General features: G+C 65.8%; 23 protein-coding genes. 10 read left to right on the forward strand and 13 right to left on the reverse strand.

Annotation, left to right across the window (positions count from 1 at the left end; genetic code table 11):
• Positions 1–43: 43 nt before the first annotated feature.
• Both LDH66_RS20210 and LDH66_RS20215 read left to right on the forward strand, forming a co-directional pair.
• Positions 44–289, forward strand: a complete 246-nt coding sequence (locus LDH66_RS20210) for a DUF7127 family protein (RefSeq protein ID WP_226482884.1) — start codon at positions 44–46, stop codon at positions 287–289.
• 102 nt (positions 290–391) lie between these two features.
• Positions 392–1,360, forward strand: a complete 969-nt coding sequence (locus LDH66_RS20215) for a sugar phosphate isomerase/epimerase family protein (RefSeq protein WP_226482885.1) — start codon at positions 392–394, stop codon at positions 1,358–1,360.
• Between the two features lie 14 nt (positions 1,361–1,374).
• Here the strand turns inward: LDH66_RS20215 and LDH66_RS20220 are convergent, their stop codons facing one another.
• Together LDH66_RS20220 and LDH66_RS20225 are read right to left on the reverse strand one after the other, a co-directional pair.
• Positions 1,375–1,683 carry a HalOD1 output domain-containing protein gene (locus LDH66_RS20220; RefSeq protein ID WP_226482886.1) on the reverse strand — a complete coding sequence of 103 codons (309 nt, stop codon included), beginning with the start codon at positions 1,681–1,683 and terminating at the stop codon, positions 1,375–1,377.
• 130 nt (positions 1,684–1,813) lie between these two features.
• Entirely contained in the window at positions 1,814–3,223 is a 1,410-nt protein-coding gene (locus tag LDH66_RS20225; RefSeq protein ID WP_226482887.1) for a cryptochrome/photolyase family protein, read from the reverse strand.
• A 315-nt stretch (positions 3,224–3,538) separates the two neighbouring features.
• Here LDH66_RS20225 and LDH66_RS20230 point away from each other — a divergent pair, with 315 nt between their 5' ends.
• Positions 3,539–4,702 carry a tubulin/FtsZ family protein gene (locus LDH66_RS20230; protein ID WP_226482888.1) on the forward strand — a complete coding sequence of 388 codons (1,164 nt, stop codon included), beginning with the start codon at positions 3,539–3,541 and terminating at the stop codon, positions 4,700–4,702.
• A 195-nt stretch (positions 4,703–4,897) separates the two neighbouring features.
• Here LDH66_RS20230 and LDH66_RS20235 read toward each other — a convergent pair whose 3' ends face one another.
• The 3 genes from LDH66_RS20235 to LDH66_RS20245 all read right to left on the reverse strand — a co-directional run bounded on the left by LDH66_RS20235 (position 4,898) and on the right by LDH66_RS20245 (position 9,207).
• Positions 4,898–7,654 (reverse strand): TRAP transporter permease, encoded by a 2,757-nt coding sequence (locus LDH66_RS20235; RefSeq protein WP_226482889.1) that lies wholly within the window; start codon positions 7,652–7,654, stop codon positions 4,898–4,900.
• The gene (locus LDH66_RS20240; RefSeq protein ID WP_226482890.1) at positions 7,651–8,148 is read right to left on the reverse strand and encodes a DUF1850 domain-containing protein; all 498 of its coding nucleotides are present in this window, start codon (positions 8,146–8,148) and stop codon (positions 7,651–7,653) included. Before LDH66_RS20240 ends, LDH66_RS20235 begins: the two co-directional genes overlap by 4 nt.
• Before the next feature lie 96 nt (positions 8,149–8,244).
• Complete coding sequence (locus LDH66_RS20245) at positions 8,245–9,207, reverse strand: TAXI family TRAP transporter solute-binding subunit (RefSeq protein WP_226482891.1); 963 nt, start codon at positions 9,205–9,207, stop codon at positions 8,245–8,247.
• A 491-nt stretch (positions 9,208–9,698) separates the two neighbouring features.
• Here LDH66_RS20245 and LDH66_RS20250 point away from each other — a divergent pair, with 491 nt between their 5' ends.
• Positions 9,699–9,887, forward strand: a complete 189-nt coding sequence (locus LDH66_RS20250) for a hypothetical protein (protein ID WP_226482892.1) — start codon at positions 9,699–9,701, stop codon at positions 9,885–9,887.
• Positions 9,888–9,954: 67 nt separating this feature from the next.
• Here LDH66_RS20250 and LDH66_RS20255 read toward each other — a convergent pair whose 3' ends face one another.
• The 3 genes from LDH66_RS20255 to LDH66_RS20265 all read right to left on the reverse strand — a co-directional run bounded on the left by LDH66_RS20255 (position 9,955) and on the right by LDH66_RS20265 (position 13,532).
• Complete coding sequence (locus LDH66_RS20255) at positions 9,955–10,656, reverse strand: 6-hydroxymethylpterin diphosphokinase MptE-like protein (RefSeq protein ID WP_226482893.1); 702 nt, start codon at positions 10,654–10,656, stop codon at positions 9,955–9,957.
• 375 nt (positions 10,657–11,031) lie between these two features.
• A complete protein-coding gene (folP, locus tag LDH66_RS20260) occupies positions 11,032–12,225 on the reverse strand; it encodes a dihydropteroate synthase (RefSeq protein ID WP_226482894.1) in 1,194 nt (397 codons plus the stop codon).
• A gap of 77 nt (positions 12,226–12,302) precedes the next feature.
• Complete coding sequence (locus tag LDH66_RS20265) at positions 12,303–13,532, reverse strand: Cdc6/Cdc18 family protein (RefSeq protein WP_226482895.1); 1,230 nt, start codon at positions 13,530–13,532, stop codon at positions 12,303–12,305.
• Positions 13,533–14,456: 924 nt separating this feature from the next.
• Here LDH66_RS20265 and LDH66_RS20270 point away from each other — a divergent pair.
• Positions 14,457–15,218, forward strand: a complete 762-nt coding sequence (locus tag LDH66_RS20270) for an RNA methyltransferase (protein WP_226482896.1) — start codon at positions 14,457–14,459, stop codon at positions 15,216–15,218.
• 87 nt (positions 15,219–15,305) lie between these two features.
• Positions 15,306–16,352 carry a hypothetical protein gene (locus LDH66_RS20275; RefSeq protein WP_226482897.1) on the forward strand — a complete coding sequence of 349 codons (1,047 nt, stop codon included), beginning with the start codon at positions 15,306–15,308 and terminating at the stop codon, positions 16,350–16,352.
• Between the two features lie 111 nt (positions 16,353–16,463).
• On the opposite strand, the gene LDH66_RS20280 is transcribed toward LDH66_RS20275, so the two are convergent.
• The 4 genes from LDH66_RS20280 to btuC all read right to left on the reverse strand — a co-directional run bounded on the left by LDH66_RS20280 (position 16,464) and on the right by btuC (position 21,737).
• Positions 16,464–17,117 (reverse strand): HTH domain-containing protein, encoded by a 654-nt coding sequence (locus LDH66_RS20280; protein ID WP_226482898.1) that lies wholly within the window; start codon positions 17,115–17,117, stop codon positions 16,464–16,466.
• 259 nt (positions 17,118–17,376) lie between these two features.
• On the reverse strand, positions 17,377–19,245 hold the full coding sequence (gatE, locus tag LDH66_RS20285; RefSeq protein ID WP_226482899.1) for a Glu-tRNA(Gln) amidotransferase subunit GatE: 1,869 nt from the start codon (positions 19,243–19,245) through the stop codon (positions 17,377–17,379).
• Positions 19,246–19,314: 69 nt separating this feature from the next.
• Positions 19,315–20,643: an ATP-binding cassette domain-containing protein gene (locus LDH66_RS20290; RefSeq protein WP_226482900.1), complete on the reverse strand. Its 1,329-nt coding sequence runs from the start codon at positions 20,641–20,643 to the stop codon at positions 19,315–19,317.
• Positions 20,640–21,737, reverse strand: coding sequence for a vitamin B12 ABC transporter permease BtuC (gene btuC, locus LDH66_RS20295; RefSeq protein WP_226482901.1), 1,098 nt, complete (start codon positions 21,735–21,737; stop codon positions 20,640–20,642). Before btuC ends, LDH66_RS20290 begins: the two co-directional genes overlap by 4 nt.
• A gap of 58 nt (positions 21,738–21,795) precedes the next feature.
• Between btuC and LDH66_RS20300 the strand changes: the two genes are divergently transcribed.
• The 4 genes from LDH66_RS20300 to LDH66_RS20315 all read left to right on the forward strand — a co-directional run bounded on the left by LDH66_RS20300 (position 21,796) and on the right by LDH66_RS20315 (position 24,718).
• Positions 21,796–22,866, forward strand: coding sequence for a PGF-CTERM-anchored ABC transporter substrate-binding protein (locus LDH66_RS20300; protein ID WP_226482902.1), 1,071 nt, complete (start codon positions 21,796–21,798; stop codon positions 22,864–22,866).
• Positions 22,867–22,970: 104 nt separating this feature from the next.
• The gene (gene srp19 / locus LDH66_RS20305; protein ID WP_226482903.1) at positions 22,971–23,252 is read left to right on the forward strand and encodes a signal recognition particle subunit SRP19; all 282 of its coding nucleotides are present in this window, start codon (positions 22,971–22,973) and stop codon (positions 23,250–23,252) included.
• A 1-nt stretch (position 23,253) separates the two neighbouring features.
• Positions 23,254–23,514 carry an H/ACA ribonucleoprotein complex subunit GAR1 gene (locus LDH66_RS20310; RefSeq protein WP_226482904.1) on the forward strand — a complete coding sequence of 87 codons (261 nt, stop codon included), beginning with the start codon at positions 23,254–23,256 and terminating at the stop codon, positions 23,512–23,514.
• 97 nt (positions 23,515–23,611) lie between these two features.
• Positions 23,612–24,718: a presenilin family intramembrane aspartyl protease PSH gene (locus LDH66_RS20315; RefSeq protein ID WP_226482905.1), complete on the forward strand. Its 1,107-nt coding sequence runs from the start codon at positions 23,612–23,614 to the stop codon at positions 24,716–24,718.
• Positions 24,719–24,730: 12 nt separating this feature from the next.
• On the opposite strand, the gene LDH66_RS20320 is transcribed toward LDH66_RS20315, so the two are convergent.
• Positions 24,731–25,435: a DUF6517 family protein gene (locus LDH66_RS20320; RefSeq protein ID WP_226482906.1), complete on the reverse strand. Its 705-nt coding sequence runs from the start codon at positions 25,433–25,435 to the stop codon at positions 24,731–24,733.
• Between the last annotated feature and the right edge of the window lie 34 nt (positions 25,436–25,469).

Consider the following 25,469-nt stretch of genomic DNA (forward strand, 5'->3'; position numbering starts at 1 on the left):
TTCGTGCACGACGTTTACGGCGGGGAGTCACCAACGCCCGAATATGGAAACGCCTCCCGAACTGAGAGACGCGGCCGGTGGTGAAGACGAAATCACGATCAGTAACCGCGAATACGAGGACGAGAGCGTCATCGCCGTGGACTTCGGCCCGACCGGGGAGAAGCCGTCGGTCGACGTCGTCGGCGAGACGGCGATCGTCACCGTCGGCGAGAACCAGTTCGAGTTCGACGTTCCGGCCGGCGCGAGCGACGTCACCGTCAACGACGGTATTCTGACGATCAGGGGCTGACGAGTCCTCGAGTCGCCGACCGGAGCCGCCGAGGCCGTCGACCGATCGGACCGACTGCCTGCCAACCCCCGTTTTATTTTCTCGGGGATAGTCGGTCGTCCTATGGATATCGGTGTACACACGCCACCGTTGGCGGACGAACCGCTCGAGAGCGCGCTTCCCTACCTCGACGGCCTCGGCGTCGGGGCGATCGAGCCGGGCGTCGGTGGCCATCCGGGACAGGACCACCTCACTCGGTCGGAGTACCTCGACGACGAGACCGAACAGGCCGAACTCCGCGACTTGCTCGAGGAGTACGACATGCGGATCAGCGCGCTCGCGACGCACAACAACCCGCTCCATCCCGACGAGGAGCGGGCCGAGGAGGCCGACACCGAACTCCGCGAGGCGATCCGACTGGCCGCCCAACTCGAGGTCGGGACCGTGACCTGTTTCTCCGGGCTCCCGGCCGGCGGACCGAACGACGAGGTTCCCAACTGGATCACCGCGCCGTGGCCGCCGGAACACGCCGACGCGCTCGAGTATCAGTGGGAGCGAGCCGTCGAATACTGGGGCGAGATCGCTGACGTCGCCGCCGATCACGGGGTCGACATCGCGATCGAGATGCACCCCAACATGCTGATCTACGAACCCCACGGAATGGCGCGGCTGCGCGAGGAGACCGGCGAGCGGATCGGCGCGAACTTCGACCCCTCACACCTCTACTGGCAGGGGATCACGATCACCGACGCGATCCGCTATCTGGGCGAGCGCGAGGCGATCCATCACGTCCACGCCAAGGACACCAAGATCTACGACGCACAGGCCCGCGAGAAGGGAGTGCTGGACACGACGGCCTACGACGACGAGCCGAATCGGTCCTGGCTCTTCCGTTCGGTGGGGTACGGCCACGACGAAACCCACTGGAAGGACATCGTCTCGACGCTCCGGATGGTCGACTACGACGGGGCCCTGAGCATCGAACACGAGGACTCCCTGACCAGTTCGCGGGAAGGCCTCGAGAAGGCGATCGATCTCCTCGAGCGAGCGATTTTCGAGACGCAGCCCGGAGAAGCCTACTGGGCGGAATAGGCCGCTCCCGACGCCTACTCCTCGATCGGACTGTTGACCGAGTCGCGAGACGAGGAGTCGCGGATGTCGACGTCGCTACCCGGGCGGACAACGATGTCGTATCCCTCGTACTCGAGTCGGACCACTACGTCGCTCGCGGTGCCGGCGGTCGTGTGGAACAGTTCGTCGAGCGCCTCCGGATTGACGACCGTGAATAGCGGGTCGTAGGCGGGGGGCTCGACCTCGGTGACGTCGACGCCCTCGTGTGCGGCGATCGCCTCGATGATGGCTTGGGTTGGCGGTACCTCACCATCGGGCGTCGACGTTTCGTCCCGGGAGGACATGCTAGCGCCTAAGATATTCCAGCGGATAAGGGTAATGGCAAATATAATTGATCGATGTCTATCAGTAATATCTGCTTCGACCGTCGATTACCGAATCGGCAACCGTTCCTGGAGGATAGTCGGACGCTCGTTACTCCGGGGCCTCGCCGCGAGCCCGCTCGAAGAGTTCGATGGCCCGCTCCCGCCGATCGGCGTGGTCGACGATCGGTGCCGGATAATCGGGGGCGATCCGCTCGCACTCGGCCGGCTCGAGGTCGTGCCAGCCGTGGATCTCATCGGCGGTCGAGTCCGCGAGCTCGGGGACGTGCTCACGGATATACTCGGCGTCCGGATCGTACTCGCGGCCCTGTTTCATCGGGTTGAACACCCGGAAGTACGGCTGGGCGTCGGTGCCGGTCGAGCCCGCCCACTGCCAGCCGCCGACATCGTTCGCGGTGTCGTGATCCGCCAGCATCTCCCGGAACCAGTCGTAGCCCGCCCACCAGTCGGTCAGGAGGTCCTTCGTCAGGAAGGAGGCGACGAGCATTCGCACGCGGTTGTGCATCCACCCCTCCGTGCTGAGCTGTCGCATCCCCGCGTCGACGATCGGATACCCCGTCTCTCCGGCCTTCCAGGCCTCGAGCGCGTCGGGATCGTCGCGCCACTCGATCTCGCGTTCGTACCCGTTGAAGTTCTCGGTGACGGTCTCCGGGTTGAACGCGAGGACGTGGGCGTAGAATTCCCGCCAGGCGAGCTGGCGCTGGAACTCGCGGACGCTCTCGCGGTCGCCGTCGCTCTCGGCCCGGTCGGCGGCGCGCTCGGTCGCGGCGTACAGTTCCCGCGGTCCGATCGTTCCCCACTTGAGGTGCGGCGAGAGCCGCGAGGTCCCGTGCTCGGCCGGGAAGTCGCGCCGGTCGGCGTAGTCGTAGATCGGCCCCGCACGGAAGTCGGCGACCCGTTCTCGGGCCGCCGCCGTCGTCACCGTCGGCGGCGTCGCCTCGGGCTCGTCGAATCCGAGATCGGCGAGCGACGGGATCGGCTCGCCGGAAACGTCCGCGAGGTCGCTCGCCTCGGGTTCGTCGGCCGGCGCTCGCTTGTCGCGGTCGCGCCACTTCTTCCAGAAGTAGGAAAAGACCGAGTAGTGGTCGCCCTGATTCGGCGTTATCGATCCGGGTTCGTGGTGGATCGCGTCGTGGACCGACTCGGCTGCGACCCCCTCGTCCTCGAGCGCCGCCCGGACCGCCCGATCGCGTTCCCGTGCGAGTCCGCTGTAGTCCTCGTTCCAGACGACCGTCGCGGCGTCGTACTCGGCCGCGACCCGCGGCACGGCCGCGCTCGCCTCGCCACGGACCACGAGCAGGTCGCTCCCGTGGTCGCGGTACTGCGACCGGAGGCCGTCGAGGGCCTCGAGCAGACACGCGACCCGGACCGGTGAGGCGTGCGCGAGGACGGTCGGGTCGAGTACGAACAGCGGGACGACTGGATCGTCGGACGACGCGGCGCGTGCGAGCCCGCGATTGTCGGCGGGACGGAGATCCCGACGGTGCCAGTGAACGATCACACCGGATCTGACGGCCGGAGCACCGAAAGCGTGGGGATGTCGGCGATCCGCGAGCGATGAACCGCCCGGAGCGCGATCGGAGAGCCGGATCGACGATGGAAGCGACCGACGCGAGGAGTGCTAGCTATCGATGAAAGTCTGTATTAGCTGATAGTAATGAGTTCATGAGCGTATTTTCTTCGTCTATATGTCGAGCATAACAATACCCGTTTCCGCGGACTCACGGGACGTGGAACCCGTTCCCCTCCCGGCCGATCCGGCCGGTCCACGACGGCCGGTCGCGATCGCGCCGGGGAACGGCCACGACAGACAGCTATGAAACTCGCACTCATCGGCTTCGGTCAGGCGGGCGGGAAGGTCGTCGACGAGTTCCTCGCCTTCGACGACGCGATCGACGGCGGCTTCGTCGAATCGGCAATCGCGGTCAACTCGGCGACGACGGACCTCAAGGGCCTCGAGCGCGTCTCCGAGGAGAATCGCGTCCTCATCGGGCAGGCGCGCGTGAAGGGCCACGGCGTCGGCGCGGACAACGAACTCGGCGCGGAAATCGCCGAGGCGAACATCGACGAACTCCAAGGCGCGATCGATCGGATCCCGATCCACGAGATCGATGCGTTCCTCGTCGTCGCGGGGATGGGCGGCGGCACGGGAAGCGGCGGCGCGCCCGTCCTCGCGAAACACCTCCAGCGGATCTACACCCAGCCCGTCTACGGGCTGGGTATCCTCCCCGGAACGGACGAAGGCGGCATCTACACGCTCAACGCGGCCCGCTCGTTCCGGACGTTCGTCGACGAGGTCGACAACCTGCTGGTCTTCGACAACGACGCCTGGCGCAGCGCCGGCGAGTCCGTCGAGGGCGGCTACGACCGCATCAACCGCGAGATCGTCGAGCGGTTCGGCCTCCTCTTCGCCGCCGGCGAGGTCCGAGAGGGCGATCACGTCGCCGAGAGCGTCGTCGACTCGAGCGAGATCATCAACACGCTCTCGTCCAGCGGCGTCTCCACGATCGGCTACGCCAGCGAGACGGTCGAAACGGGCGGCGGCCTGCTGTCCTCGCTGACCGGCAGCGACGACGCCTTCGACGACGGAGCGGCGACGAACCGGCTGACCAGCCTCGTTCGCAAGGCCACGCTCGGCCGGCTCACCCTTCCCTGCGACGTCGGCAGCGCCGACCGCGGCCTCGTCGTCGCGAGCGGCCCGCCGAGCTACCTCAATCGCAAGGGCGTCGAACGCGGCCGCCAGTGGCTCGAGGACGAGACCGGGAGCATGGAGATCCGCGGCGGCGATTACCCGATCACGGATCGGGACGAGGTCGGCACCATCGTCCTGCTGTCGGGCGTGACCGACGTGCCCCGGATCGACCAGCTCCAGCAGGTCGCGATCGAGGCCCAGGAGACGACCGAAGACGTCCGAGCGACCGCCGAGGCGGACTTCGCCTCGCTGATGGACACCGGCGGCGAACTCGACGCGCTATTTTAAACGCCGCTGCGGCTCGATCGATTTTCTCGCCGGAGGGACGGAGCGACTCCCTCGAGAACCGTGTGAGGTCGTCGCCGGCGGTCTCGTTCCACTCGCAGAGTCGTCGCCTCTAGGAGCCACTGAAACGATTTACACACTGATCGAAATGTCATCGTTCGATCAGATGTGCGATGACTTTCAGTGGCTCCTATCGCGTCACGTCCGCTCCACCGTCGGCTGATTGATCTCGCCCGGAGCTGTCGCCTCCTGACGGTTCTTCGCCGCGAGTCCGACGAACAGGACGAACCCGATGCCGCGAAGCGCGAGATCGAGCAGGAGCGCGTCGACCGAGACGGTCACGCCGACGAGTCCGAGGAGGTCGAAGACCGACGTCGACAGCAGTCCCGGTGCCATGAGCAGCAGCGAACTGAGCGCGAAGCCGGCTCGCTCGAGCCGATTGGCACCGGTATACAGCGTTCCGATGACGGTCGCCCCGAGGGCGATCACGCCGAGGAAGACGCCGGCGACGGGGATCAGGATTTCCGGAACCGAGTACGAGAGTTCCGCGAGGTCGGAGAAGCCGACGACGCGGTACTGCTCGCGGATCGGCAACTCGGTGGCGTTCTCCTTCTCACGAAGCAGCACGATCCCGGGGACGAGAACGAACGCGAAGGGGACGATCGCCTTGTTCAGCGACAGCGAGAACGCCTTCACGCCCGTCTCGAAGGGGTCCGACTTGGCGACCCCGCTCGCGGCGTAGGCGGCGACGGCGACCGGGGGCGTGATATCGGCGATAACGCCGAAGTAGAGGATGAACAGGTGGGCGGCGAGCAGCGGGATGCCGAACTCCACGAGCGGCGTTGCGAGCATCGAGATGAGGATGATGTAGGTGACCGTCGTCGGCATCCCCATCCCGAGGATGATGCTGGCCACGGCGGTCACGAGCAGCATGATCACGAGCGAGCCGCCCGACAGCGCGAGCAGCAGCGACGTGAGGTTCGGACCGAGCCCGGAGACGCTGATGACGCCCGGGATGATGCCGGCGGCCGCGACGGCGATCACGACCGGAACGGCCGTCCGCGCGCCCTCGTCCATCGACTTGACGACGAACGTTCCGAGACGGAACGGCTGGCTATCGCCCAGATCGCGACCGGTCCGATTGCCGATGGAGTCGGCGGTGGTCTTGACCGTCGGGTTGAGATCGAGCAGCGGCGCGTCGAGATTCGGACGAGACAGCAACGTTAGTGCACCGGCCAGCATCGCGTACCATTCGATCCGAGAGACGACGAGATCGATCGCTTCCCCAGTGGGTAGTAGTCCGGCCCCGCCGGCTCCGGTGACGAGTCCGGTGACCGGGACGCCGGCGTAAACGTAGCTGGCCAGTTCGACGCCGACGATCGCCGCGAAGACGCCGAGGAGCCGCCCGCGCGTCTCCTCGCTGTAGGCCGAGACGAGCGCGATCAACGCCACGAGCGCGACGAGGGTGAACCACGCCGATCGCGAGACGGACAGCCGCTCGATGATGAGGTAGTACAGCAGCAATCCGATCGGGACGAGGTAGAACCATCCGCGTTTGAGGTGCGACAAAAGCGGGACGGTGTCGGCGTCCTCGACGCCGCCGATTCCCTCCTCGACCGCCTTGAGGTGGACCATCACCCAGACGCCGAAGAAGAAGACGATCGCCGGAATCGTCGCGAGAATGATGATGTCCGCGAACGGCGTCGCCGTGTACTGGACCATGAGGAACGCCGCGGCCCCCATCACCGGCGGGAGGATCTGTCCGCCGGAGGACGCCGAGGACTCGACCGCGCCGGAGAACTCCGGCGAGTACCCCGAGCGCTTCATCAGCGGGATCGTGAACGCGCCGGTGGTGACCGTATTGGCGATCGACGATCCCGAGATCGTCCCCATAAAGCCGCTCGCGAGAATGCTCGCCTTCGCCGGGCCGCCCTTGCGGTTCCCCGTGGCCGCGTACGCGAGGTCGATGAACCACTGGCCCGCACCGCTCATCTCCAGGAACGAGCCGAAGAGGATGAAGATGTAAATGAAGCTCACCGATACCGTCACCGGGATACCGAAGACCCCGTTTTCGGTGTTATACCAGAGGTTCTGTACGATGTCCGGCCAGGTCAACTCGGGGATCGCGAGCAGGCCGATAAAGGGCGTCCCGCCGCTGATGAGGTAGCCCCAGCGCGCGTAGACGATGAAGGTCGCGACGATGATCATGAGCGGGAGCCCGAGCGTTCGACGGGTCGCCTCGAGCACCAACAGGACGCCGATCGCGCCGAGCGCCATCGCGTAGGAGTACTCGCTGACGAACGGAATGCCGCCGAGGAGGGGCTGGAGGAACGCGTACACTTCGGTGATCGGCCGCCCGGACTGAAGGCCGAACACCCGCATGTTCTGGATCTCGGAGAACTCCGTCATGAAGTAGAGCGCCGACAATATCGACGCACCGATACACAGGACGTCGAACGGCGTCACGCGCTCCCGGTCGGGATCGAGGAACGCCCACCGGGACGCGGCTCGAGCGCGCTCAAGAAGGTTCGTGAGGGGGTTTCGTTCCCCGAGCCTGCTGGACGCGGCGGGAACGATCCGACCCAGGTTTCGCGCGACGATTCCGTCGCCCATACTCGCCGGGAACAACAGGAACGTGAGCACGAGCGCGAACGAGACGTGGATCGCGTTCGCCTGCAGGAGCTGTAGCGAGACGTCCCAGTTGTCGACGATCGGCAGCCAAATCGTGAACGAGAAGCTGCGTGCGGCCAGGAAGAGCTGGAAGACCGAAAACAGGATACCGATCGCCGCGACGGCCACCGCGGCAGCGCCCTGTAGCGACCGCCGGCGCTCGATTTCCTGGATTAGCTCCTCGGCCTCCTCGTGTGAGACCTCTTCGGTCGGTTCGTCGTCCGTCCCGTTGCGGTCGGCGTTCGGTCCGTCGGTACCGTCGTCCGATGGATCGTTCGTGTTCATGAAATAATCTCAAGTAGTGATCGTCGTTCGACGCGAATGTGAACGTCGCTGGCGTTCGTCGCTTCGACCAGATCGTACCGTCGATCGTCGACGATCAGCGTGTGACCGGCGACCCGTCCGGGTGAGACGGAGAGGCTCCGAAGTTCCGCGATCGGCTCGGGGGGCTCGTAGACGAGCGTCCCGTTCACGTTCGTGACGTCGACTCGCGAGGGCAGTCCCCAGCCGTAGGACTCGAACTCCATTCGAGTGTTCACCAGCGTTCGATCGTCTACGCGGTACTCGTCGTACACGCGAGATTTCTCCACGCTATGCGTGTACTCGAGGGCCACGGTACTCCCGTCGTCGACCGGTGTAGTGAGGTACCGATCACCGGTCTCGACGTCCTCGACGACGAGTACCGGCTCGATCGGGACCGTCGCGGCGACGGCGACGAGAATCAGTACCGCCGCTACGAGGAGTGCGGCGAGGACGTTCGGACGGGGAACACGGCCCATTCTCTCGTGAAACTCGGTGACAGTCGATCGATTACAGGGGAGCGCAGACGGCCACGAGGGCAGTGCGGCCGAACCGGCGCTGTCTCGTCGGCCGGGTTAGGCGTCGAAGTACGCCGCCGCACCCTCGTGGAGTTCGATGGACATCCCGTCCTGTGCGCTGTCGACCGAGATGAAGTCGGTCTTGATCGTGAGTTCATCGACGTTGTCGAAGATGGCCGCGGTGACCGTCTCGACGGTATCGGCCGGCACGTCGGCGTGCGTCGCGATCATCGCTTGCACCGCGACGGTCTCGACGTCCTCGTCGACGCCGCTGTAGGTTCCACCGGGAATGGTGTCGTCGGCGAACCAGGTGGCGTCCTCCTTGACGGCCTCGCGGTCGTCGCCCGCGATCGGAACGATTTCGATGTCGTTCGTGTTGGCGAGGTCCTCGATCGCACCGACCGGCCAGCCGCCGACGACGAAGGCCGCGTCGATGTCGCCGTTGGCGAGCTGTTCGGACGCCTGCGAGAAGCCGGCGTTCTGCTCGTCGAACTCGGAGATTCCGACCGACTCCAGAATCTGGAGGGCGTTGACCTGCGTCCCGGATCCGAGGTCGCCGGTGTTGATCGTCGCACCGCTGAGGTCCTCGAGCGACGAGATGTCGTTTTCGGCGAGCGTGACGAGCGTGATCGTCTCCGGGTACAGCGTCGCGACGCCCTGCAGGGTATCGATCTGGTTGTCCTGGAAGGCGTCGATACCGGTGCCGTTCTTCGCGAAGGACGCGATGTCGTTCTGGATCAGCGCGAAGTCGGCCGAGCCGTCCGCGAGGCTGCCGACGTTCTCGACGCTCGCGCCCGTCGACTGGACGTTCAGCGAGAAGTCGGTGTTCTCCTCGACGACGGTCTTGAACTCGTTCGAGAGCGGATAGTACGTCCCACCGGTACCGCCCGCGTGCCAAGTGAGGCGATTGCCGTCACCGTTGCCGTTCCCCCCATCGCCACCGATACAGCCAGCGAGTGCGGCAACACCGGCGGCACCGGTCAGTTCGATAAATCGACGTCGGTTCGTGTCGGATGGCATCTCTACGTATTTTTCACCACATCGGTATATATACCTAATTATTTTAGAGATGAATGCCAACTTCGTATCATTATGCCGTTTTATGTACATCGTCGTTATCATGTTCCTATGGGCGTAGCAGCTAGAAAATGCTTTTAACCATTCTAAAATTTATATGTTATCGTATCTATATATGATTGGAATATTATAGGAATAGCAGAACGGAAGGCAATCGGGCCGTCAGTGAGGATACTGTTCGCGCCTTCGAGACCGAGAGTCGGTTCATTGGTACCGTCCCGACTTTCAGACGGCGTCTCTGTGAGATTCATCGATCCGCGTCGTATCGGGGTACCCGTCCGTCTGACCCGTTTTCCCAGTGGAACGGCCGAACCGACGACTGACTGCGCGTCCGAGGCTATAGGGACCGATTACCACGAATCGGAGCTATCCTTTCCCGTGTCAGTCAGTATAGTAAGACAATAACGAATTGTTATATTCCCGACTGACCGGGCATGAGGGGTCAGGAGAACGGTACCACGACGCGATCGACGATGCGGAAAGCGCTCGAGCGGGTCTTGCTCCGGAGCAACGACGGAACGGTCATCGAGGAGTGTCGCCGGTGTGGCACGACGCTCGAGTCGACGCTCGCGAACTGTCCGTCCTGTGGCTGTAGCGATATCGTCGAGTATCGGATCCAGTGATCGGGTCAGTGGCGTCGATCGATGCGGAAGCCGGCGTCATCGGTCAGGCGGAAGCCGGCGAGTATCGCTACGCGATCGGGAGTGCGGTCGTCTCGATCCCGTCTCGTCGTCCGTTGAGCACCGCAAATCGCTCGTCGCGGCGCACCTCGAGCCAGGAGAGGAGCCGTTCGGCCCACTCGAGTTTGCGCGCTTTCAGCGGGTCGACGGCGGGGTCGTCGAAGTCCCAGCCGACGAACGTGAGCCGGGCGGCCCCGAGGTGATCCGCCAGAAACGCCGCTCGGTCGCCGTCCGTGAACCCGCCGAAATTTCGGACCGCTCCCCGAGGTGCGGCCTGCGTCGTCGGCAGGACGTACTCGTGGTCGCAGTCCGGAACGACCGCCCGGATCGCGTCGAGATTGTCGCCGTGGCCGTGCACCGCGACCGGAACGCCCCGTTCGGTGAGTCGCTCGACGGTCGCCGGGTTCTTATCGAGATCGGTCACCATGCAGTCGGCGGTGACGCCATGGCTCGCGAGCGTGTCGACGGCCGTGGACGCGGCGACGACGACGTCGGCCTCGCGAGCCCGCTCTATGTCCCGGTCGGTCTCGAGGGACGGCCCGGCACCCGCGACGGCGACGGTCGTGTCGGGACCGATCGGCAGCTCGTCGGGGTCGAACGACGCCTCGAGAAGGGAGTCGAGGCAGTCACGCCCTCGTTCGTCGCCGACGCGCTCGTAGCCGAAGTCCCGGAGAATCGCCTCGTAGACCGGCTCCCACTCGTCGAACTCCATGGTCAGTACCCGTACTCGTCGCTCTATCCGTTTGTGTGTTCGGTGTCAGAGAATCGGCTGTATTCGCGTGTCCGGTGTCGGAAACTCGGCTGCGTTCGCGTTCGGTGTCACAGAACCAACCCCGCTCGTGTTCAGTATCGGAGAACGCTCGGTCGGCACCGACGTCAGTTCGAGTCGTCGAGACGTCGGGGAAACCGGCGTCGAATCCGCCCGGAAGAGCGCCGTGAGCCCGCGAGTAGACCCAGTCGAGACTGGGCGACGTAAGAGCACAATAATTCCGTGTTATGGGCCGGGGGTCGCCTCCAAAGTACCCCTACCCGGGAGGCTGCCCGGCGTCCAATCCCCCCTTTCGAAGCATACGGCATAAGCTTTCTCTTAACGCAGCAGCTTTGACAGCTTCTGGCCGAGGCCGCCGAGGCTGCCACTTTTTCCGTCGAGACGATCTGAAACATCGGAAACGGCCGTCGTCGATCCCATGAGGAGGAGACGACCGTCGGACGCGCGTTGGACGACCGCGCCGTGGTCGGCTGCGATCGACGTCAACCGCTCGCTCGCGTCGGCGTCGAGCCCCTCGACCTCGAGGAGTTGCGCCTGCCAGTCGTCGGCGAACGCGGGATCGATATCATGCTCCCTGAGCTGGGTGCGGAACTCGCGGGTCGAGTTCACGTCCAGTCGCGAGATCGTGACCCCGTCAACGGTGGCGCTCGCACGCTCCGTGAAGGCCTTCCCGATCAGGGCCGCGTCCCGCGTTTCGGCCACGTCGTGGGTCCGGATCACGTGTGCGCCGCGCTCGACGGCCATCGAGGTCGCCGCCAGACTGACCGGCAGCCGTTCGTCGGTCTCGCGACCCGCGATCTCGCCGAGGAAGTTCTTGCGATTGATCGAGACCAGCATCGGCCGGTCGAGCGCGCGGAACTCGCGGAGCCGGCGGAACGTTTCGCGGTCGTCCTCGAGCGTCTGGGCCTCGCTCCACCCGCCGAACGCGGGGTCGACGATCGTCTTGTCGGTCAATCCGTTCTGTTTCAGTGCTTCGTACACTCGGTCGACGTAGTCGGCGTTCGCCGCCCACTCCGGGGACTTCCGCGCCGCCCAGTCGGTCTCCTCGACGGCACCCGGTCGTTTCAGATCCGGTGGGCTCGCCATCTTCGCGACGGCGACGTCGTGGTCCTCGCAGACGGTCGGCATCTCGGAGTCGGCGAAGCCGCAGATGTCGTTGACCATGTCGAACCCCTGGGAGAGCGCCTCGTCGGCGACCTCGGCGTACCGGGTCTCGATCGAGAAGATCGCATCCCCGGTGACGCTCTCGATCGTTTCGAGCGCGACGTGGAGTCGCTCGAGCTCTTCGTCGGCCGAGAGCACGTCGAAGCGCTTGTTCGCCGACTCGAGGCCGATGTCGACGATGTCGGTACCCTCGCCGATCAGGTCCTCGTCGACGTAGCGGGCCGCTTCGCCGGGGTCGTTGAAGACGCTCGGGTCGTACGGAGACTCTTCGCTGACGTTCAACACGCCCATGATTCGGGGCGGATACTCGTCACCGATCCCCAGGCCGGCGGCGTCGACGCTGTTCATACCCGGTCTGCGGAAGCGAGACAAAAAGGCACCGCGGTTCCGGCGAACCGTGGCGAACCGCGAGGGCCGAGAGCCGCCTAGTCCTCGTCCTCGAGGACGGCCAGCCGCGAGTCCCGGAGGAGTACCTTCTTGACGATCGAGGGGTTCTCGAGGAGGCGGTGTTTCGCGTGCGCGCCGCGGCCGCGGCCGCGACCCTCGCGCTCGGACTGGATCACGTTGAGGAAGTTCTGTTCCTGAAGGATCTCCTGGACCCGGCGTTCCGAGAGGACGTCGAAGTCGAGCCGACGGGCGACCTCCTTGTACTGGTTGTAGATGATCTTCGTGGGGAACTCCTTCTCCGAACTGTTCTCGGTCAGCAGCGTCAGCGAGTAGAGGATCGCCTTGGCCTGCTGGGGCGAGCCCTCGATCAACTCGTTGAAGCGGTCGGCCTCGGTCTTCTCCTTGGCGTCCCGGACGTGGTCGGCGGTGACGCGCGTGTCGTTTCGCTTCTTCGCGATCCGACCCGCGTTCCGGAGGATGTCGATCGCCTTGCGCGCGTCGCCGTGTTCCTGGGCGGCGAGCGCAGCCGTGAGGGGGATCACGTCGTCGGAGAGCACCCCGTCGTGGAAGGCGTCGCGCCGTTTCTCGAGGATCTCGACGAGCTGGTTGGCGTCGTACGGCGAGAAGACGAGTTCGTCCCGCGAGAGACTCGACTTGACGCGTTCGGAGAGGTGATCGGGGAAATCGATCTTGTTCGAGATACCGATGATGCCGATGCTCGAGTCCGAAATCCGTCGGTTTTCGCCGGCCCGAGAGAGTTTCCGGAGAACCTCGTCGTCCTCGAGCATGTCGATCTCGTCTAAGATGACGATGGTCACGTCGGTACAGTGATCGATGGCCTGCCAGAGGCGCTTGTAGTAGTCGCCGGTACCCAGTCCGCGGTCGGGGATGGTGACCCCGCTCGCGTCGGGCTCGTTGACGATCTGGGCGATCGTCTTGACGATGGAGGCCTCCGTGTTCTGTTCGCCGCAGTCGATGAAGGCGTACTTGACCGTGATATCGTCGTGCTCGGCCTCGGTGATCACGCGCTGGGTGACCGACCGCGAGATGAGTGATTTGCCGGTGCCGGTCTTGCCGAAGATGAACAGGTGGTTCGGCTCGCTCCCGAAGATCGCCGGATTCAGGGCGTCCGCAACCCGTTGCATCTGCTCGTCGCGACCGACGATCCGATCCGGACCGGGCAGGTGCGTGATCTCGAGCAGGCGCTCGTCGGCGAAGACCGGATCGTCGTACCGAAAGAGCGGGTCTCGATCGTCGTTGGCGGACATTGCGATATCCGGCTCCTTCCGGCTGGATTGAAATAAAGGTATGGAGATCGATCGCGTATGTAAATAGGTGGTGTGAGCGCTCGATGCGAGGGATAACGGCAGTATAATCGGAGGAGTGGTACAGGGCCACCCTCGCGTGTCTAACTGTAGGCGGGACCGCACCCGGGACGGACACCCCCATCGCGGATGTAAGTTCGGACGGTTGGGTCGGTATGAGAGCCACTCGATTCGGTTTCGGGAATCGGATTCCGTCCGAGAGAGACGGACGAAATAGCTGACATTCTCGAAAAAGAAACCTTTCAGGCCGTGAGAAGGCAATCCATTGCTTCCGCACGGGGGACACACCCCCCTCGCGTTTGTAACGGCAATAGCGTGGTGGCGTGAGCAGTTATTTTCGAAATATCCGGATCGATGCCCGCATTTCGGATCGAATTTACATCCGCGGTGGAGGTGTGTTTCCGAACAGGGACCCCACACGAAACTGCCGTTACAAACGCGAGGGGGGTGTGTCCCTCTCTCACTGAATAGGTTGTCGGACTCTCCTGCAGAAAACCCCAACAAGCGTGTTCGAGACGGCGTCTTTCCCTCGAAGAACTCTAGAAACTAGCTACTAGTACTAGTGTAGGTGATAGAGAAGTAAGAGAAAGAGAGAAAGGCAGAGAACCAGAGAGAGGCAGCAAGGAGGAGAACAAAGCAGCGATCCGTTCCGTTCGGCGATCCATCCCGCTCAGCAATCCGTTCCGCTCGGCGCGGTCGATCGAGCGAGGCGACGAACGCGCTCCTTTTTGCGTTCCCGCTCGCTATTCCGGATATGAACGCGATCACTGACACATCGTTTCCGCCGACCGTGATCTCTCTCGGTCGCTCCGGAACCGAACCGAGACGGAAACTCCCTCGCCTCGAGTCCACGACACCGACGGACCAATGAGCGACGAATCGTCCGCTCCCGATCGGTCCGCGGATCGAACGTCGCCGGCCGTCGCCGTCGTCGACGCCCAGTCGCCGGGCAACGTCGGTACGATCGCTCGCGCGATGAAGAACTTCGGCTTCGAGGACCTCCTGCTCGTCGACCCGCCCGAACTCGACCCCGACGGCGAGGCGTACGGCTTCGCGGGGCACGCTCGAGAGGACGTCCTTCCGAACGCCGAGGAGATTACGTTCGATCACCTCGCGGAGAACTACCACACGATCGGCTGTACGGCGGTGACCAACGAGGACGACCGCAGCCATATGCGGTTTCCCTACTCGACCCCCGCCGAGCTGGCCGATCGACTGCCGACCGTCGAGGCACCGACCGCTTTCGTCTTCGGCCGCGAGCGCGTCGGCCTGACGAACGAGGAACTCGCACGGATCGACGAGATCTGCTCGATCCCCGCGAACGCCGAGTATCCCGTGCTCAATCTCGGACAGGCCGCCACGATCACCCTCTACGAACTCCGCTCGCTCGCCCTTGAGGAGACGCAGTTACCTGATCTCGAGCGCGTTCGCGCCCCCGAGCCGACGATCGATCGGCTCTACGACCAGTGGGCGGCGCTGCTCGAGGAGATCAACCATCCCGAGGAGAAGCGCGACAAGACGATGCGGATGCTGCGACGGGTGTACGGCCGGGCCGACCTGACCGAACGCGAGGCGAACACGCTGCTGGGACTCCTCCGGCGGGCGACCGAACGACCCGCCGAGGACTGATGCTCGAGCGGAAGGTGTCAAATCTATCACCACAGCCGCTCTCGACGGCCATTACAGTAATACGGCCCCAGTGAACACGACTACTGGATGACCGAATTTCGCCGACGGAGCGCGTTGCAGTTGCTGGGCGGTGGCATGGCGTTTCTGGCCGGGTGTTCGGAGACCGCCGACGGAAACGGGAACGGGACCGACGACACCGGCGAGAGCGGATCGAACGGCGAGACCGCCTCGATCGAGGGCGACCTCCCGCCGTACGCCTCGATGCTCCCGACGAACGATCGCTCGGCGTACTTCTACGGCGCGATCGACGTCGAGACGATGAGTACCTTGCTCGAGGACGAGGGCGCCGAAGCCGGAGCGGAACCGACGGACCCGCTCGTCGGCAACCCCGTCGTTGTCGCCCTCCTCTGTTCGTTCGGACTCCGGCAACTCGGTTCCTCGGCCGGACGCCGTGCGTACACCGACAACAACGAGACGGCCGACGGCGAGGAACAGTTCGTCTACGCCGACGGCGTCTACGCCCTCGTCGGCTCGTACGATCGCGACGGCCTCGCGACGGCTCTCGAGGCGGCGGGCTACACCGCCGAGAGCGAGGCGGAGGCGTACGCCGTCTACACCGACGACGAGAGCGACGAGGTCGTCGGCGTCTCGGACGACGTCTACGCGTACTCGTATCCGAACGAGGGCGAGTCCGCGTTCGATCCGGTCGACGCGGTCGAGCGAACGGTCGCGACGGCGGCCGGCGATCGAACGCCGAAACACGAGGCCGACGACGGCTTCGATCGCTTGCTTCGGGCCGGCGAGAACCGCGGCATTACGAGCTGTCTGTACACCGACGCCGACGAGTTCGACGCGGACTCCCTCTCGAGCGATCGGGCGACCGACGAGGATGGCCTGCAGTTCGCGTTCGACGCCTTCGAGGGGGCGAACGGCGTCCACCAGCAACTCGCGGTGGCCGACATCGACGCGGCCGCGACCGCGAGCGCCGTCGTCACCTACGACAGCGAGGACCGGGTCGACGAGGCCCGCCTCGAGTCGTCGCTGGGAACGGAAGCGGAGACGGTCGATTTCGTCACAATCGGCTCGAGAGTCGAAATCGACGCCGAGTACAGCGGGGAGTTCGCCCGCGAATAGCTCCGAAATTACCGACTGAGTCTGGCCCGACTCGGTTTCCACAAATTCGGGGGTTTCCGGTTCAGCCGTTCCCTCGTCCCTCGAGTCCGACTGAACTCCGTTTCTCGAGCGTTACCGGGTTTCAGCGACCGACGGCTCGCGCTCTTCTGCGGACCGGTCCGATTGCGGTTCGTACCGTCCGAACTCGGTGACGGTGCCGACCCAGCCGCAGTCGCTACAGCCGAACAGCCCCTGCCCGTCGATCAGCGACCCGCCGCAGTCGGGACACGTATCCGTCGTCGCCGACTCGAGGTCCTCGTCCGCCTCGGCGACCGATCCGAGCGGCGTCGGCAGTTCGCCGGTCCGGAGCGTCGCGATCGCCTCGTCGGTGGTGTAGGTGTCCTCGGTCGCCTCGTCGGAGTGGGGGAAGACGCCGACCAGTTCGTCGTCGGCGTAGAGCTCGAGACACAGCAGCGGCGTTACGAGCAACTCTCGCGTCTCGCCGGTCACCTGCGACGTCGTCGAACGCTCCCGGAACGGCGGGCGGACCGTCACGCCTCGCTCGTCGGCCCACTCCGCGAACCGCTCGTAGTTCTCGAGGACTTCCTGGTGGGGGCTCTCCGCGGACAGCGAGACCTCCTTGGGCCAGCTCCGGAGCAACAGGTCGTCGATCGCGCCCTCGGACTCGCAGGCCTGCAGCGTCTCGATCTGTGCGTCGACCGGCTCGAGCAGCAGCGGTGCACGCACGTGACAGACCGCCGTTATCTCTGATGTCTTGTCAGTCATGTGTTCTCGTTGGCAACTTCTCCAACGGACCTACTAATAAAGGTTTCTGGGTGGAAATTAATGTCAGCTAGGGGAATATTAGGGAGTACTAGGCAAGCGAGAGCCGGTCCGCCTGCGGACCGAGTACAGCGACCGACTGAATATGGCGACCGACCCGAACGAGACCGCGATCAGCGGTTCCGAAACCGGCCGGGAAACCGGTTTCAGTCGGTCGGGGAGCCGATTTCGGTCGCTCGAGGCTTCGGGATCGACGAGGGGATTACGCCCGTTTCTGGATCTCTTCGCGCAGGAGTTCGCTCACGAGGTCGCCGTCCGCCTTCCCGCGGAGCGCGCCCATGCACTCGCCCATGAGTCCCGAGAAGGCCTGCATTCCCTCTTCTTCGACCTGTCCTTCGTTTCGTTCGACGACCTCGGCGATCGCCTCCCGGACCTCGTCCTCGTCGGCGCCGCCGAGCCCGGCGTCTTCGGCCGCCTCCTCGGCCGTCCGATCCGGCTCCTCGGCCAGCGCCGTGAGCAGGTCCGGAACGCCCTCGTTGGGGAGATCGCCCGCCTCGACCATGCGGAGGACGCCCTCGAGGTGGCCCCGAGTCAGGGTCTCCACGGGCACGTCGTCGCGCCGGAGTTCGGTCAGCGTCGACTCGAGCGTGGTCGCGGCCAGCGTCGGATCGATGCCCTCGGCGACGACGTCCTCGAACAGCGGCATGTACTCGCCGTAGGCGACCTGTTCGGCCAGCCCCTCGCCGAGGCCGTACTCCACCTGATAGCGATCGACTTTCTCGGTGAGCAGTTCGGGCTCGGGCACTTCGCTCGGGTCCGGCTCGACCGGCGGTACGTCCGTCTCGGGGTACATCCGCGCCGCGCCGGGCAGCGGTCGCAGGTACCGGGTCGTCCCGTCGTCGTTCGCGCCGCGGGTCTCCTCGGGGACGCCCTCGAGTGCGGTTTCCGCGCGCTCGGCGGCGGCCTCGATGGCCGACTCCGCGACTTCGGTATCGGCAGCGACGATCGCGACGGCGTCGTCGGGGCCGGCACCAACCGCATCGCGCAGGGCCGCGACCTCGTCCTCCGTGACGCCGTACGCAGGCAGTTCGTCGGTGTGGAAGATGCCGCCCGCGCCGTGGCGCTTCGCGTGGTCCGAGAACTCGGTCCCCAGGCGGCGGTCGGGCGCGATCTCGCGACCGACGATACCGTCGAAGCCGTAGAGCGGGACCGCGGTGACGGACCCGCCCGAATTTAGTGCCCCCGAAATAACGCCGCTATCGGTGTCCTCGAAGACGTCGGTCACGTCCCGAACCTCGCCCACGGAGGCCTCGCGGTCCCGCAACTCGTCGGCGATCTCGACGAGTTCGGCCTGTCGAGCGACCTCGTTGCGGACGATGTCGTCGATGTCGTCGAGGCTCTGGACGCCCTTGATCTCGACGCGCGCGCCCTCCTCGATCGAGACGTTGACGTCCTGGCGGATCGTCCCTAGTCCCCGCTTGACCTTCCCCGTCGAGCGCAGCAACATCCCGATCCGTTCGGCCGCCTCGAGCGCCTGCTCGGGGCTCGAGATGTCCGGGCTCGTCCCGATCTCGACCAGCGGAATCCCCAATCGGTCGAGGCTGTAGCGCACCCCGTCGTCGGTCTCTTCGACGCGCTGGGCGCTCTCCTCCTCGAGCAGCATGTCCTCGATCCCGACGGTCCCCTCGCTGGTCTCGATCGCGCCGTCGGTGGCGATCAGCGACGAGCGCTGGAAGCCCGTCGTGTTCGAGCCGTCGACGACGATCTTGCGCATGACGTGGGCCTGATCGACCGGCTTCATGTCCATGAGCTGGGCGACCTCGAGGGTCGTCTCGAGGGCCTCCTCGTCGAGTTCGTGCGGGGGTTCATCGTCCTCCTCGACGAGACAGGTCGTGTCGTAGGCGAGGTACTCGAACTCGCGTTCGACCTTGCTCTCCTCGACGGCAGCATCGTCGAGTTCGCCCAGTTCGCTCCGGGTGGGATGGAGGTAGCGCGTGAAGCCGCGCGTCGACTCCTCGGGCTCGCGAAGCTCGGTCGGACACTGGCAGAACAGCTTCGTCGCCGTATCGAGTTGCTGGTGAATCTCCAGCCCGGCGACGAGTCCGAGAGACTCGTAATCGTAGTCGGTCATTGGCGGCCACTCGGTGGCGGAGGGGTAAAAAACCGTCCAGTCCGGCTCGCCGCGCGCCGGTCAGCCCCCTCAGTCGTCGGCCTCGTCGGCCGACGAGGCCGATCGCGACCCCTTCGCGGCCGCCTTGGCAACCGCCTCGAGAACCGTCTCCGGCGTCGCCGCGAGCGCTCGCTCTCGGATCCGTCGGTCGCCGGTTCGCAGCGCCGTCTCCGCGTCGGTCTCTTCGCCGCCGGCCGCTCCCGCCGTGACGAGCACGAGCGGCGTCGAGCCGTCGAGGCGTAATCGGTCGAGGATCTCCCCGTCAGAGCCGTCGATCGCCGCACGGACCGCCACGTCAGCGTCGCCCACCAGTCGCTCCGCCTCGGCGCGATCGTCGGCCGAGAGGGGCGTGAACGGTTCGAGCGTGAGCGCATCGATCCCCAGCGAACGGGCCGTCTCCGCCGCCGCGTCGCCCCTCGAGACGGGCCCGAGCGTGACCTCGATACCCGCGGCCGTGAGTCGGGCGATGACGCCAGCGGCGGCCGTTCCCGTTCCCAGCACGTGTACCCGATCCGGGAGCGGCACTGATTCGGCGTCGTTCGCGAACGCGGTCACCGTTTCCGTCCCCGTCACCGGGTTCGGCGTGACCACCGCGTTCGCGTCGAACGACGCCGCGAGCGCGTCGCCGGTCAGCACCGCCGAGGGCGGCCCGTCCCGGCTGACCGCTCCGTCGGCGAGCATCACGAGCCGATCGCAGTACCGCGCCGCCAGGTCCAGATCGTGGATCGCCGCGATCACGGTCCGACCCCCGTTGACCAGTTCGCGGACCAGCTCGAGCGTCTCGACCTGATGGTTGACGTCCAGACTCGCCGTCGGCTCGTCGAGCAGCATGACCGGCGTCTCCTGGGCGATCGCCCGCGCGAGCACGACCCGCTGACGCTGGCCGCCGCTGACCTCGTCGATCGGTCGGTCGGCGAGATCTGCCGTTCGCGTCCGCTCGAGGGCGCGTTCGACCGCGTCGCGGTCCTCGGGCGTCGGCGAGGAGAACCGCGAGCGGTGCGGATGACGCCCCATCTCGACGACGTCGCGAACCGGGAAGGAAAACGAGAGCGTCGTGTCCTGCGGGACGACGGAGACGAGCCGACTCGAGTCCCGCGAGGAGAGGTCGTGGACGTCGACGCCGTCGATCGAGACGGTTCCGGAATCGGGCTCGAGCGCGCCGCTGATGAGGCGAAGCAGCGTCGTCTTTCCGGCCCCGTTCGGACCGACGAAGCCGACGAACTCGCCCGGCTCGATCGTGAGAGAGACGTCCTCGAGCACCGAGAGGTCGCCGAAGGAGAGCGAGCAGTTCGCGACCGAGACCGTTGCCGGCTCGGGATCGGCCCCGTCGACCTCGGATCTGCGGTCTGAGGTGGTCACAGCGAGTGCACCTCCCGGCGGGTGAGCAGGAACAGGAAGAACGGTGCGCCGAGCGCGGCCGTGATGATACCCACTGGAACGACGGCCGGCCCGGTTCGGGCGAGCGTGTCGGTCGCGACGAGGAACGACGCGCCGGCGAGCGCGCTGGTCGGCAACAGGATCCGGTGGTCCGGGCCGACGATCAGCCGCATGATGTGCGGGACGACGAGGCCGACGAAGCCGATGACGCCAGCGACCGCGACGCCGGCCGCGGTGACGACGCTCGCGAGCGCGAGTAAGAGCAGTTTGGTCCGCTCGACCTCGATCCCGAGGTGGTGGGCGTCTTCCTCGCCGAGCAGGAGGACGTTCAGCTCCTGCCGGAACGCACAGAGGACGAGGACGCCGACCAGCGTGACCGGCAGGGCGAACCGCACGTCGCTCCACTGGCTGTTGTTGAGATGGCCCATCATCCAGAAGACGGCCTCCCTGAGCGAGTCGCCGCTGTGGACGAGCATGTAGGAGATCATCGCGCCGAGGAAGGCCTGAACCGCGACGCCCGCGAGCAACAGCGTCGCGACCGGCGTCCGGCCGCCGTCGGTCGCGATCGCGTAGACGAGAAACGCCGTCCCGAGCGCGCCGACGAACGCCGAGAGGTGGAGGCCGCCGAACGGGATCAGGGCCGGAAACGCGATCGCGGCGACCGCTCCCGCGGCGGCACCCGACGACACGCCGATGATCGACGGATCCGCCAAGGGGTTTCGAAAGAACCCCTGCATCACGGTCCCCGCCGCAGCGAGTGCGAGCCCGACCGTCGCCGCGAGCGCGATTCGGGGCAACCGAATGTCCGCGACGATGATCTGGCGGGTCTCGGGCACGTCAAAGGAAAAAATCGCGGCGTACTCGAGCCCGGGAACCGGAACCGAGACGCCGAGGACGGGAACCGAGGCGCTGCCGACCGTCACGCCGACGGGGACGACGATCTCGTTCAACATCGCCATCCCGACCGTGAGGGGGTCGATCCTGACCGGGCCGAGTGCGGCGCTGGCGAGGGTGACGGCGACGAGCAGGACGACCAGTCCGGCCGACCACGCCGCCGTTCGGGCCGGTCGATACATACGACAACCAAACTTGCAGTGGGCAAATATTTGTTGAAGTAGGGTGGAGGATGGTGCGATGCGACGATACCTCCCCGTCCTCTTGGCCGTACTGATCGCCGTTTCGGCGTTCGCACCCGCTGCAGCCGGACAGTCGAACGGCGAGACCGAATCGACCGTCGAGTGCGAGTTCCCGCTCGAGGCGACCGACGCCACGGGCGAGACGATCACGCTCGAGGAGCAACCCGAGTCGGTCGTCGCGCTTCAGCCGAGCGACGCCCAGACGGTGTTCGAAATCGGTGCCGAGGATCGCCTCGTGGGAATGCCGGACAACCCGGCGACGAGCGGCCTCGAACTCGGGAATCGAACGGCCGTCACCGATACGTACCAGCTCGTCCCCGAACGGGTCGTCGATCTCGACCCCGACCTCGTCCTGGCCGCCAACGCGACGGACGAGGGGAACGTCGAGCAACTCCGCGACGCCGGTCTCACCGTCTATCACTTCGCGAACGCCGAATCGCTCGACGACGTCCGTGAGAACGTCCGAACGACCGGCGAACTCACCGGCGAGTGCGACGGTGCCGAGGAGACCGTCGACTGGATGGACGAGCAACTCGAGATCGTCGAAACGGCGCTCGAGGATGAAGATCGTCCGCTGGCGTACTACGCGATGGGCGACGGCTACACCGCCGGAACGGGGACGTTCATCCACGAAGCGATGACGACGGCGGGTCTCGAAAACGTGGCGGAACGCGCCGGGATCGAGGGCTACGGCACGATCAATCCCGAAACGGTCGTCGACGAGAACCCCGACTGGATCGTCTATCCCGACGACAGGGAGGAGCCGCCGATTCACGAGTCGGTTCGGGCGACGACGGCGTACCAGGACGACAACGTCCTCGCCGTTAACGCGAACCAGATGAGTCAGCCCGCGCCGCAGATCGTCACCGCGATCGTGGACATCGTCGAGACGGTCCACCCCGAGGCCTACGAGCAGGCGAGCGACGAACTCGAGGCGGCAAACGAGAGCAGCGACGGGAGCGACGAGGGTGACGACACGAGCGGTGAGAGCGCCATTCCCGGCTTCGGCGTCCCCGCCGCGCTGGTCGCGTTGCTGGCCGTTGTCGGAGCCGCCGTTCGGCGACGATAACCCGCTATCTTCGTCTCCGTCCCGTTCCGACCGTTTCCGCTGCCGTCGTCCGCCGACGTATCGTTTTGAAAAGGGTTTACTCGCCGGACCTCCCAGGAAAGCGCATGGTCGAGAACGTCATCTGGCCCGCCTATCTCGATGCGGCCCTCTCGCGGGCCGAGGGACGGCGCGTGTCCGAGGACCTGGCAGTCGAGGAGCCGACGGTCGACGAGATCGCGAAGGCCGTCCAGCAGATCGGGTACGACGCCACGATCGAGCGGGACAAAGCCTACTCTCGAGAGCACTGGGCCGATCGGGGGCGGGTCGTCGTTCGCGGGGCCGACGACTCGACGAAGAACGACCTCGTCCAGGCCGTCGCGGCGTACGTCGTCGCGATGCGTGAGTAACATGCATCGGGTTGGCACAGTCGTCCGTACCGCACAGGGGCTCGCGATCCTGCGGGCGGACGAGGTCGACGGCGGCGGGAGCGACACCGATATCGACGGCCATCGTGACGACATCGGGACGATGGTCATCGACGACGACCTCGAGACGGTCGGCCGCGTCGTCGACGTCTTCGGGCCCGTCTCGCGGCCCTATCTGGCGGTGACGCCCGACGACGGCGTCCACCTGCCGTCGCTGGTCGGATCGACGCTGTACGCGCGGTAGAGTTACGGTCCGGCCGTGTTCCGTTTGAGACTCGTCCGCTTTTTTCGGCGACCGCGAAGTGGAAAAGCCAATAGGAGCGGGGTGCAAACCCCGCGCCATGAACGACCGAACCCGGATCCTCGCCGCTGTCGGCGCGACGGTCCTCCTGTTTCTCGGCGTCCAGCTCGGCGCGCTGGCGCTGGTCGACCCGTTCACCGAATCGGGTCGGCAGGCCGTCGAGAACCCCGAGGATCCGACTAATAGCATCCTCTACGTCGGCGTCATGCTCGTCGCGACGGGACTCATGCTCGCCGCATTCAAGTACGACCTCGACCGCCTCATCAGGCTCCTGCTCATCGGCGTCAGCGTGATGATCTCGTGGTACGTCTTCGCCGAACTCGTCCCCTCGATCGTCGGGCCGTTCGTCTCCGAGGGAGTCGCGAGCGGCCTCGCGATCGCCGCCTCGCTGGCCGTCGGCGGCGCGCTGCTGTGGTATCCCGAGTGGTACGTCATCGACGGCGCGGGCGTCGTGATGGGTGCCGGTGCCGCCGCCCTGTTCGGGATCAGCTTCGGCCTTCTCCCCGCGCTGCTGTTGCTCTCGGTGCTCGCGATCTACGACGCCATCAGCGTCTACGGCACCGAACACATGCTCGACCTCGCCGAGGGCGTGATGGATCTCAAGATTCCCGTCGTCCTCGTCGTCCCGATGACCCTCTCCTACTCCTACCGCGCGGCCGGTAGCACCGACGACGTCCTCGAGGACGGCGGCACCGAGGCCGAGTCCAGCGAGACTGGCGGCGATACTCCCGGAGCCACCTCCGGCAACACCACCGCTGGCGACACCGCCGGCGAGATGACCGGCAGCGATGCAGCCGAAACCGACGATACCGCCACGGCCGAAGACGACGGACCGGCCGAGAACGGGGCGCTCGACCGCGACGCGCTGTTCATCGGGCTCGGAGACGCCGTCATTCCGACGGTCCTCGTCGCCAGCGCGGCCGCCTTCCTCGACGTCGGTACCATCGACGTTCCACTGATCGCGCTGAATCTGCCGGCGCTCGGCGCGGCGCTCGGAACGATCGCCGGCCTGCTCGCGCTCATGTACATGGTCCTCGAGGGGCGGGCCCACGCCGGACTGCCGCTGCTCAACGGCGGCGCGATCGGCGGCTACCTGCTCGGCGCGCTCGCGAGCGGGCTCTCGATCGCCGCCGCGATCGGCCTCTGAACGCGATCTCGGTCACTCCTCCCCGCCGTCCGCACCGTTCTCGACGAGATCGACCTCGAGATCGTCGTAGTGCTCGAGACCGCGGACCAGCGTGTCGATTCGCCCCTGCTCTGACCCGCCGGGAAAAACGTCGTCGGCGGGGTAGACGGCGGCCACGACGATATGATCGTCCTCGTGGTTGCGCTGAACGATGTCGAGGACGACGTCAACCTCGTACTCGCCCTGCAGCATCGCCGTGCCGGCGTACGACTGGACCGAAAAGCGTTCGCCCAGCGCCTCGAGCGCGCGGCCGCCGACGGCTCGATCGATCTCGAGTTCCTCGTAGTGGCCCTGAAGGCGGCCGGCGATCTCGCGGTTCGAGAGGTCGCTGACCGGGTTGAAGTCCTCGTCACCGACGCGGACCTGTGGCGTCGTGAGCACGCCGAACGCGCCGGATCGAACCGGCTCCTCGCCGAATCGATCGGCCGGCAGATCGATCGCTCGAGCGTACGTGCTGACGTAGCTCGTCGCCTCGACGGCCTCGCCGCCGACGCGTTCCTCGTCGAGCCGTTTTCTCGTGCCTTCGTACTCGTAGCCGACCTCCGCCGTCGCGTCCTCGCCGACGCGCGCCGGTGCCGCGGAAAACGTCGTCGCGTCGTCGACGACGTCACTGAGGCAGCCGGCCGCCGTTCCGAGACCGCCGACCGCGAGCGCGCCGATGAACTGCCGTCGATCCATATCACTCACTCCGACCAGCGTCGAAGAAATAAGC

The organism is Natrinema amylolyticum, from assembly GCF_020515625.1.
Classification (GTDB): domain Archaea; phylum Halobacteriota; class Halobacteria; order Halobacteriales; family Natrialbaceae; genus Natrinema; species Natrinema amylolyticum.

Bases quoted from the DNA above. Each gene is read 5' to 3' on its own strand.
- LDH66_RS20210 (WP_226482884.1), top strand. From the start codon at position 44: ATGGAAACGCCTCCCGAACTGAGAGACGCGGCCGGTGGTGAAGACGAA.
- LDH66_RS20215 (WP_226482885.1), top strand. From the start codon at position 392: ATGGATATCGGTGTACACACGCCACCGTTGGCGGACGAACCGCTCGAG.
- LDH66_RS20220 (WP_226482886.1), bottom strand. From the start codon at position 1,683: ATGTCCTCCCGGGACGAAACGTCGACGCCCGATGGTGAGGTACCGCCA.
- LDH66_RS20230 (WP_226482888.1), top strand. From the start codon at position 3,539: ATGAAACTCGCACTCATCGGCTTCGGTCAGGCGGGCGGGAAGGTCGTC.
- LDH66_RS20235 (WP_226482889.1), bottom strand. From the start codon at position 7,654: ATGAACACGAACGATCCATCGGACGACGGTACCGACGGACCGAACGCC.
- LDH66_RS20240 (WP_226482890.1), bottom strand. From the start codon at position 8,148: ATGGGCCGTGTTCCCCGTCCGAACGTCCTCGCCGCACTCCTCGTAGCG.
- LDH66_RS20245 (WP_226482891.1), bottom strand. From the start codon at position 9,207: ATGCCATCCGACACGAACCGACGTCGATTTATCGAACTGACCGGTGCC.
- LDH66_RS20250 (WP_226482892.1), top strand. From the start codon at position 9,699: ATGAGGGGTCAGGAGAACGGTACCACGACGCGATCGACGATGCGGAAA.
- LDH66_RS20255 (WP_226482893.1), bottom strand. From the start codon at position 10,656: ATGGAGTTCGACGAGTGGGAGCCGGTCTACGAGGCGATTCTCCGGGAC.
- folP (WP_226482894.1), bottom strand. From the start codon at position 12,225: ATGAACAGCGTCGACGCCGCCGGCCTGGGGATCGGTGACGAGTATCCG.
- LDH66_RS20265 (WP_226482895.1), bottom strand. From the start codon at position 13,532: ATGTCCGCCAACGACGATCGAGACCCGCTCTTTCGGTACGACGATCCG.
- LDH66_RS20270 (WP_226482896.1), top strand. From the start codon at position 14,457: ATGAGCGACGAATCGTCCGCTCCCGATCGGTCCGCGGATCGAACGTCG.
- LDH66_RS20275 (WP_226482897.1), top strand. From the start codon at position 15,306: ATGACCGAATTTCGCCGACGGAGCGCGTTGCAGTTGCTGGGCGGTGGC.
- LDH66_RS20280 (WP_226482898.1), bottom strand. From the start codon at position 17,117: ATGACTGACAAGACATCAGAGATAACGGCGGTCTGTCACGTGCGTGCA.
- gatE (WP_226482899.1), bottom strand. From the start codon at position 19,245: ATGACCGACTACGATTACGAGTCTCTCGGACTCGTCGCCGGGCTGGAG.
- btuC (WP_226482901.1), bottom strand. From the start codon at position 21,737: ATGTATCGACCGGCCCGAACGGCGGCGTGGTCGGCCGGACTGGTCGTC.
- LDH66_RS20300 (WP_226482902.1), top strand. From the start codon at position 21,796: ATGCGACGATACCTCCCCGTCCTCTTGGCCGTACTGATCGCCGTTTCG.
- srp19 (WP_226482903.1), top strand. From the start codon at position 22,971: ATGGTCGAGAACGTCATCTGGCCCGCCTATCTCGATGCGGCCCTCTCG.
- LDH66_RS20310 (WP_226482904.1), top strand. From the start codon at position 23,254: ATGCATCGGGTTGGCACAGTCGTCCGTACCGCACAGGGGCTCGCGATC.
- LDH66_RS20315 (WP_226482905.1), top strand. From the start codon at position 23,612: ATGAACGACCGAACCCGGATCCTCGCCGCTGTCGGCGCGACGGTCCTC.
- LDH66_RS20320 (WP_226482906.1), bottom strand. From the start codon at position 25,435: ATGGATCGACGGCAGTTCATCGGCGCGCTCGCGGTCGGCGGTCTCGGA.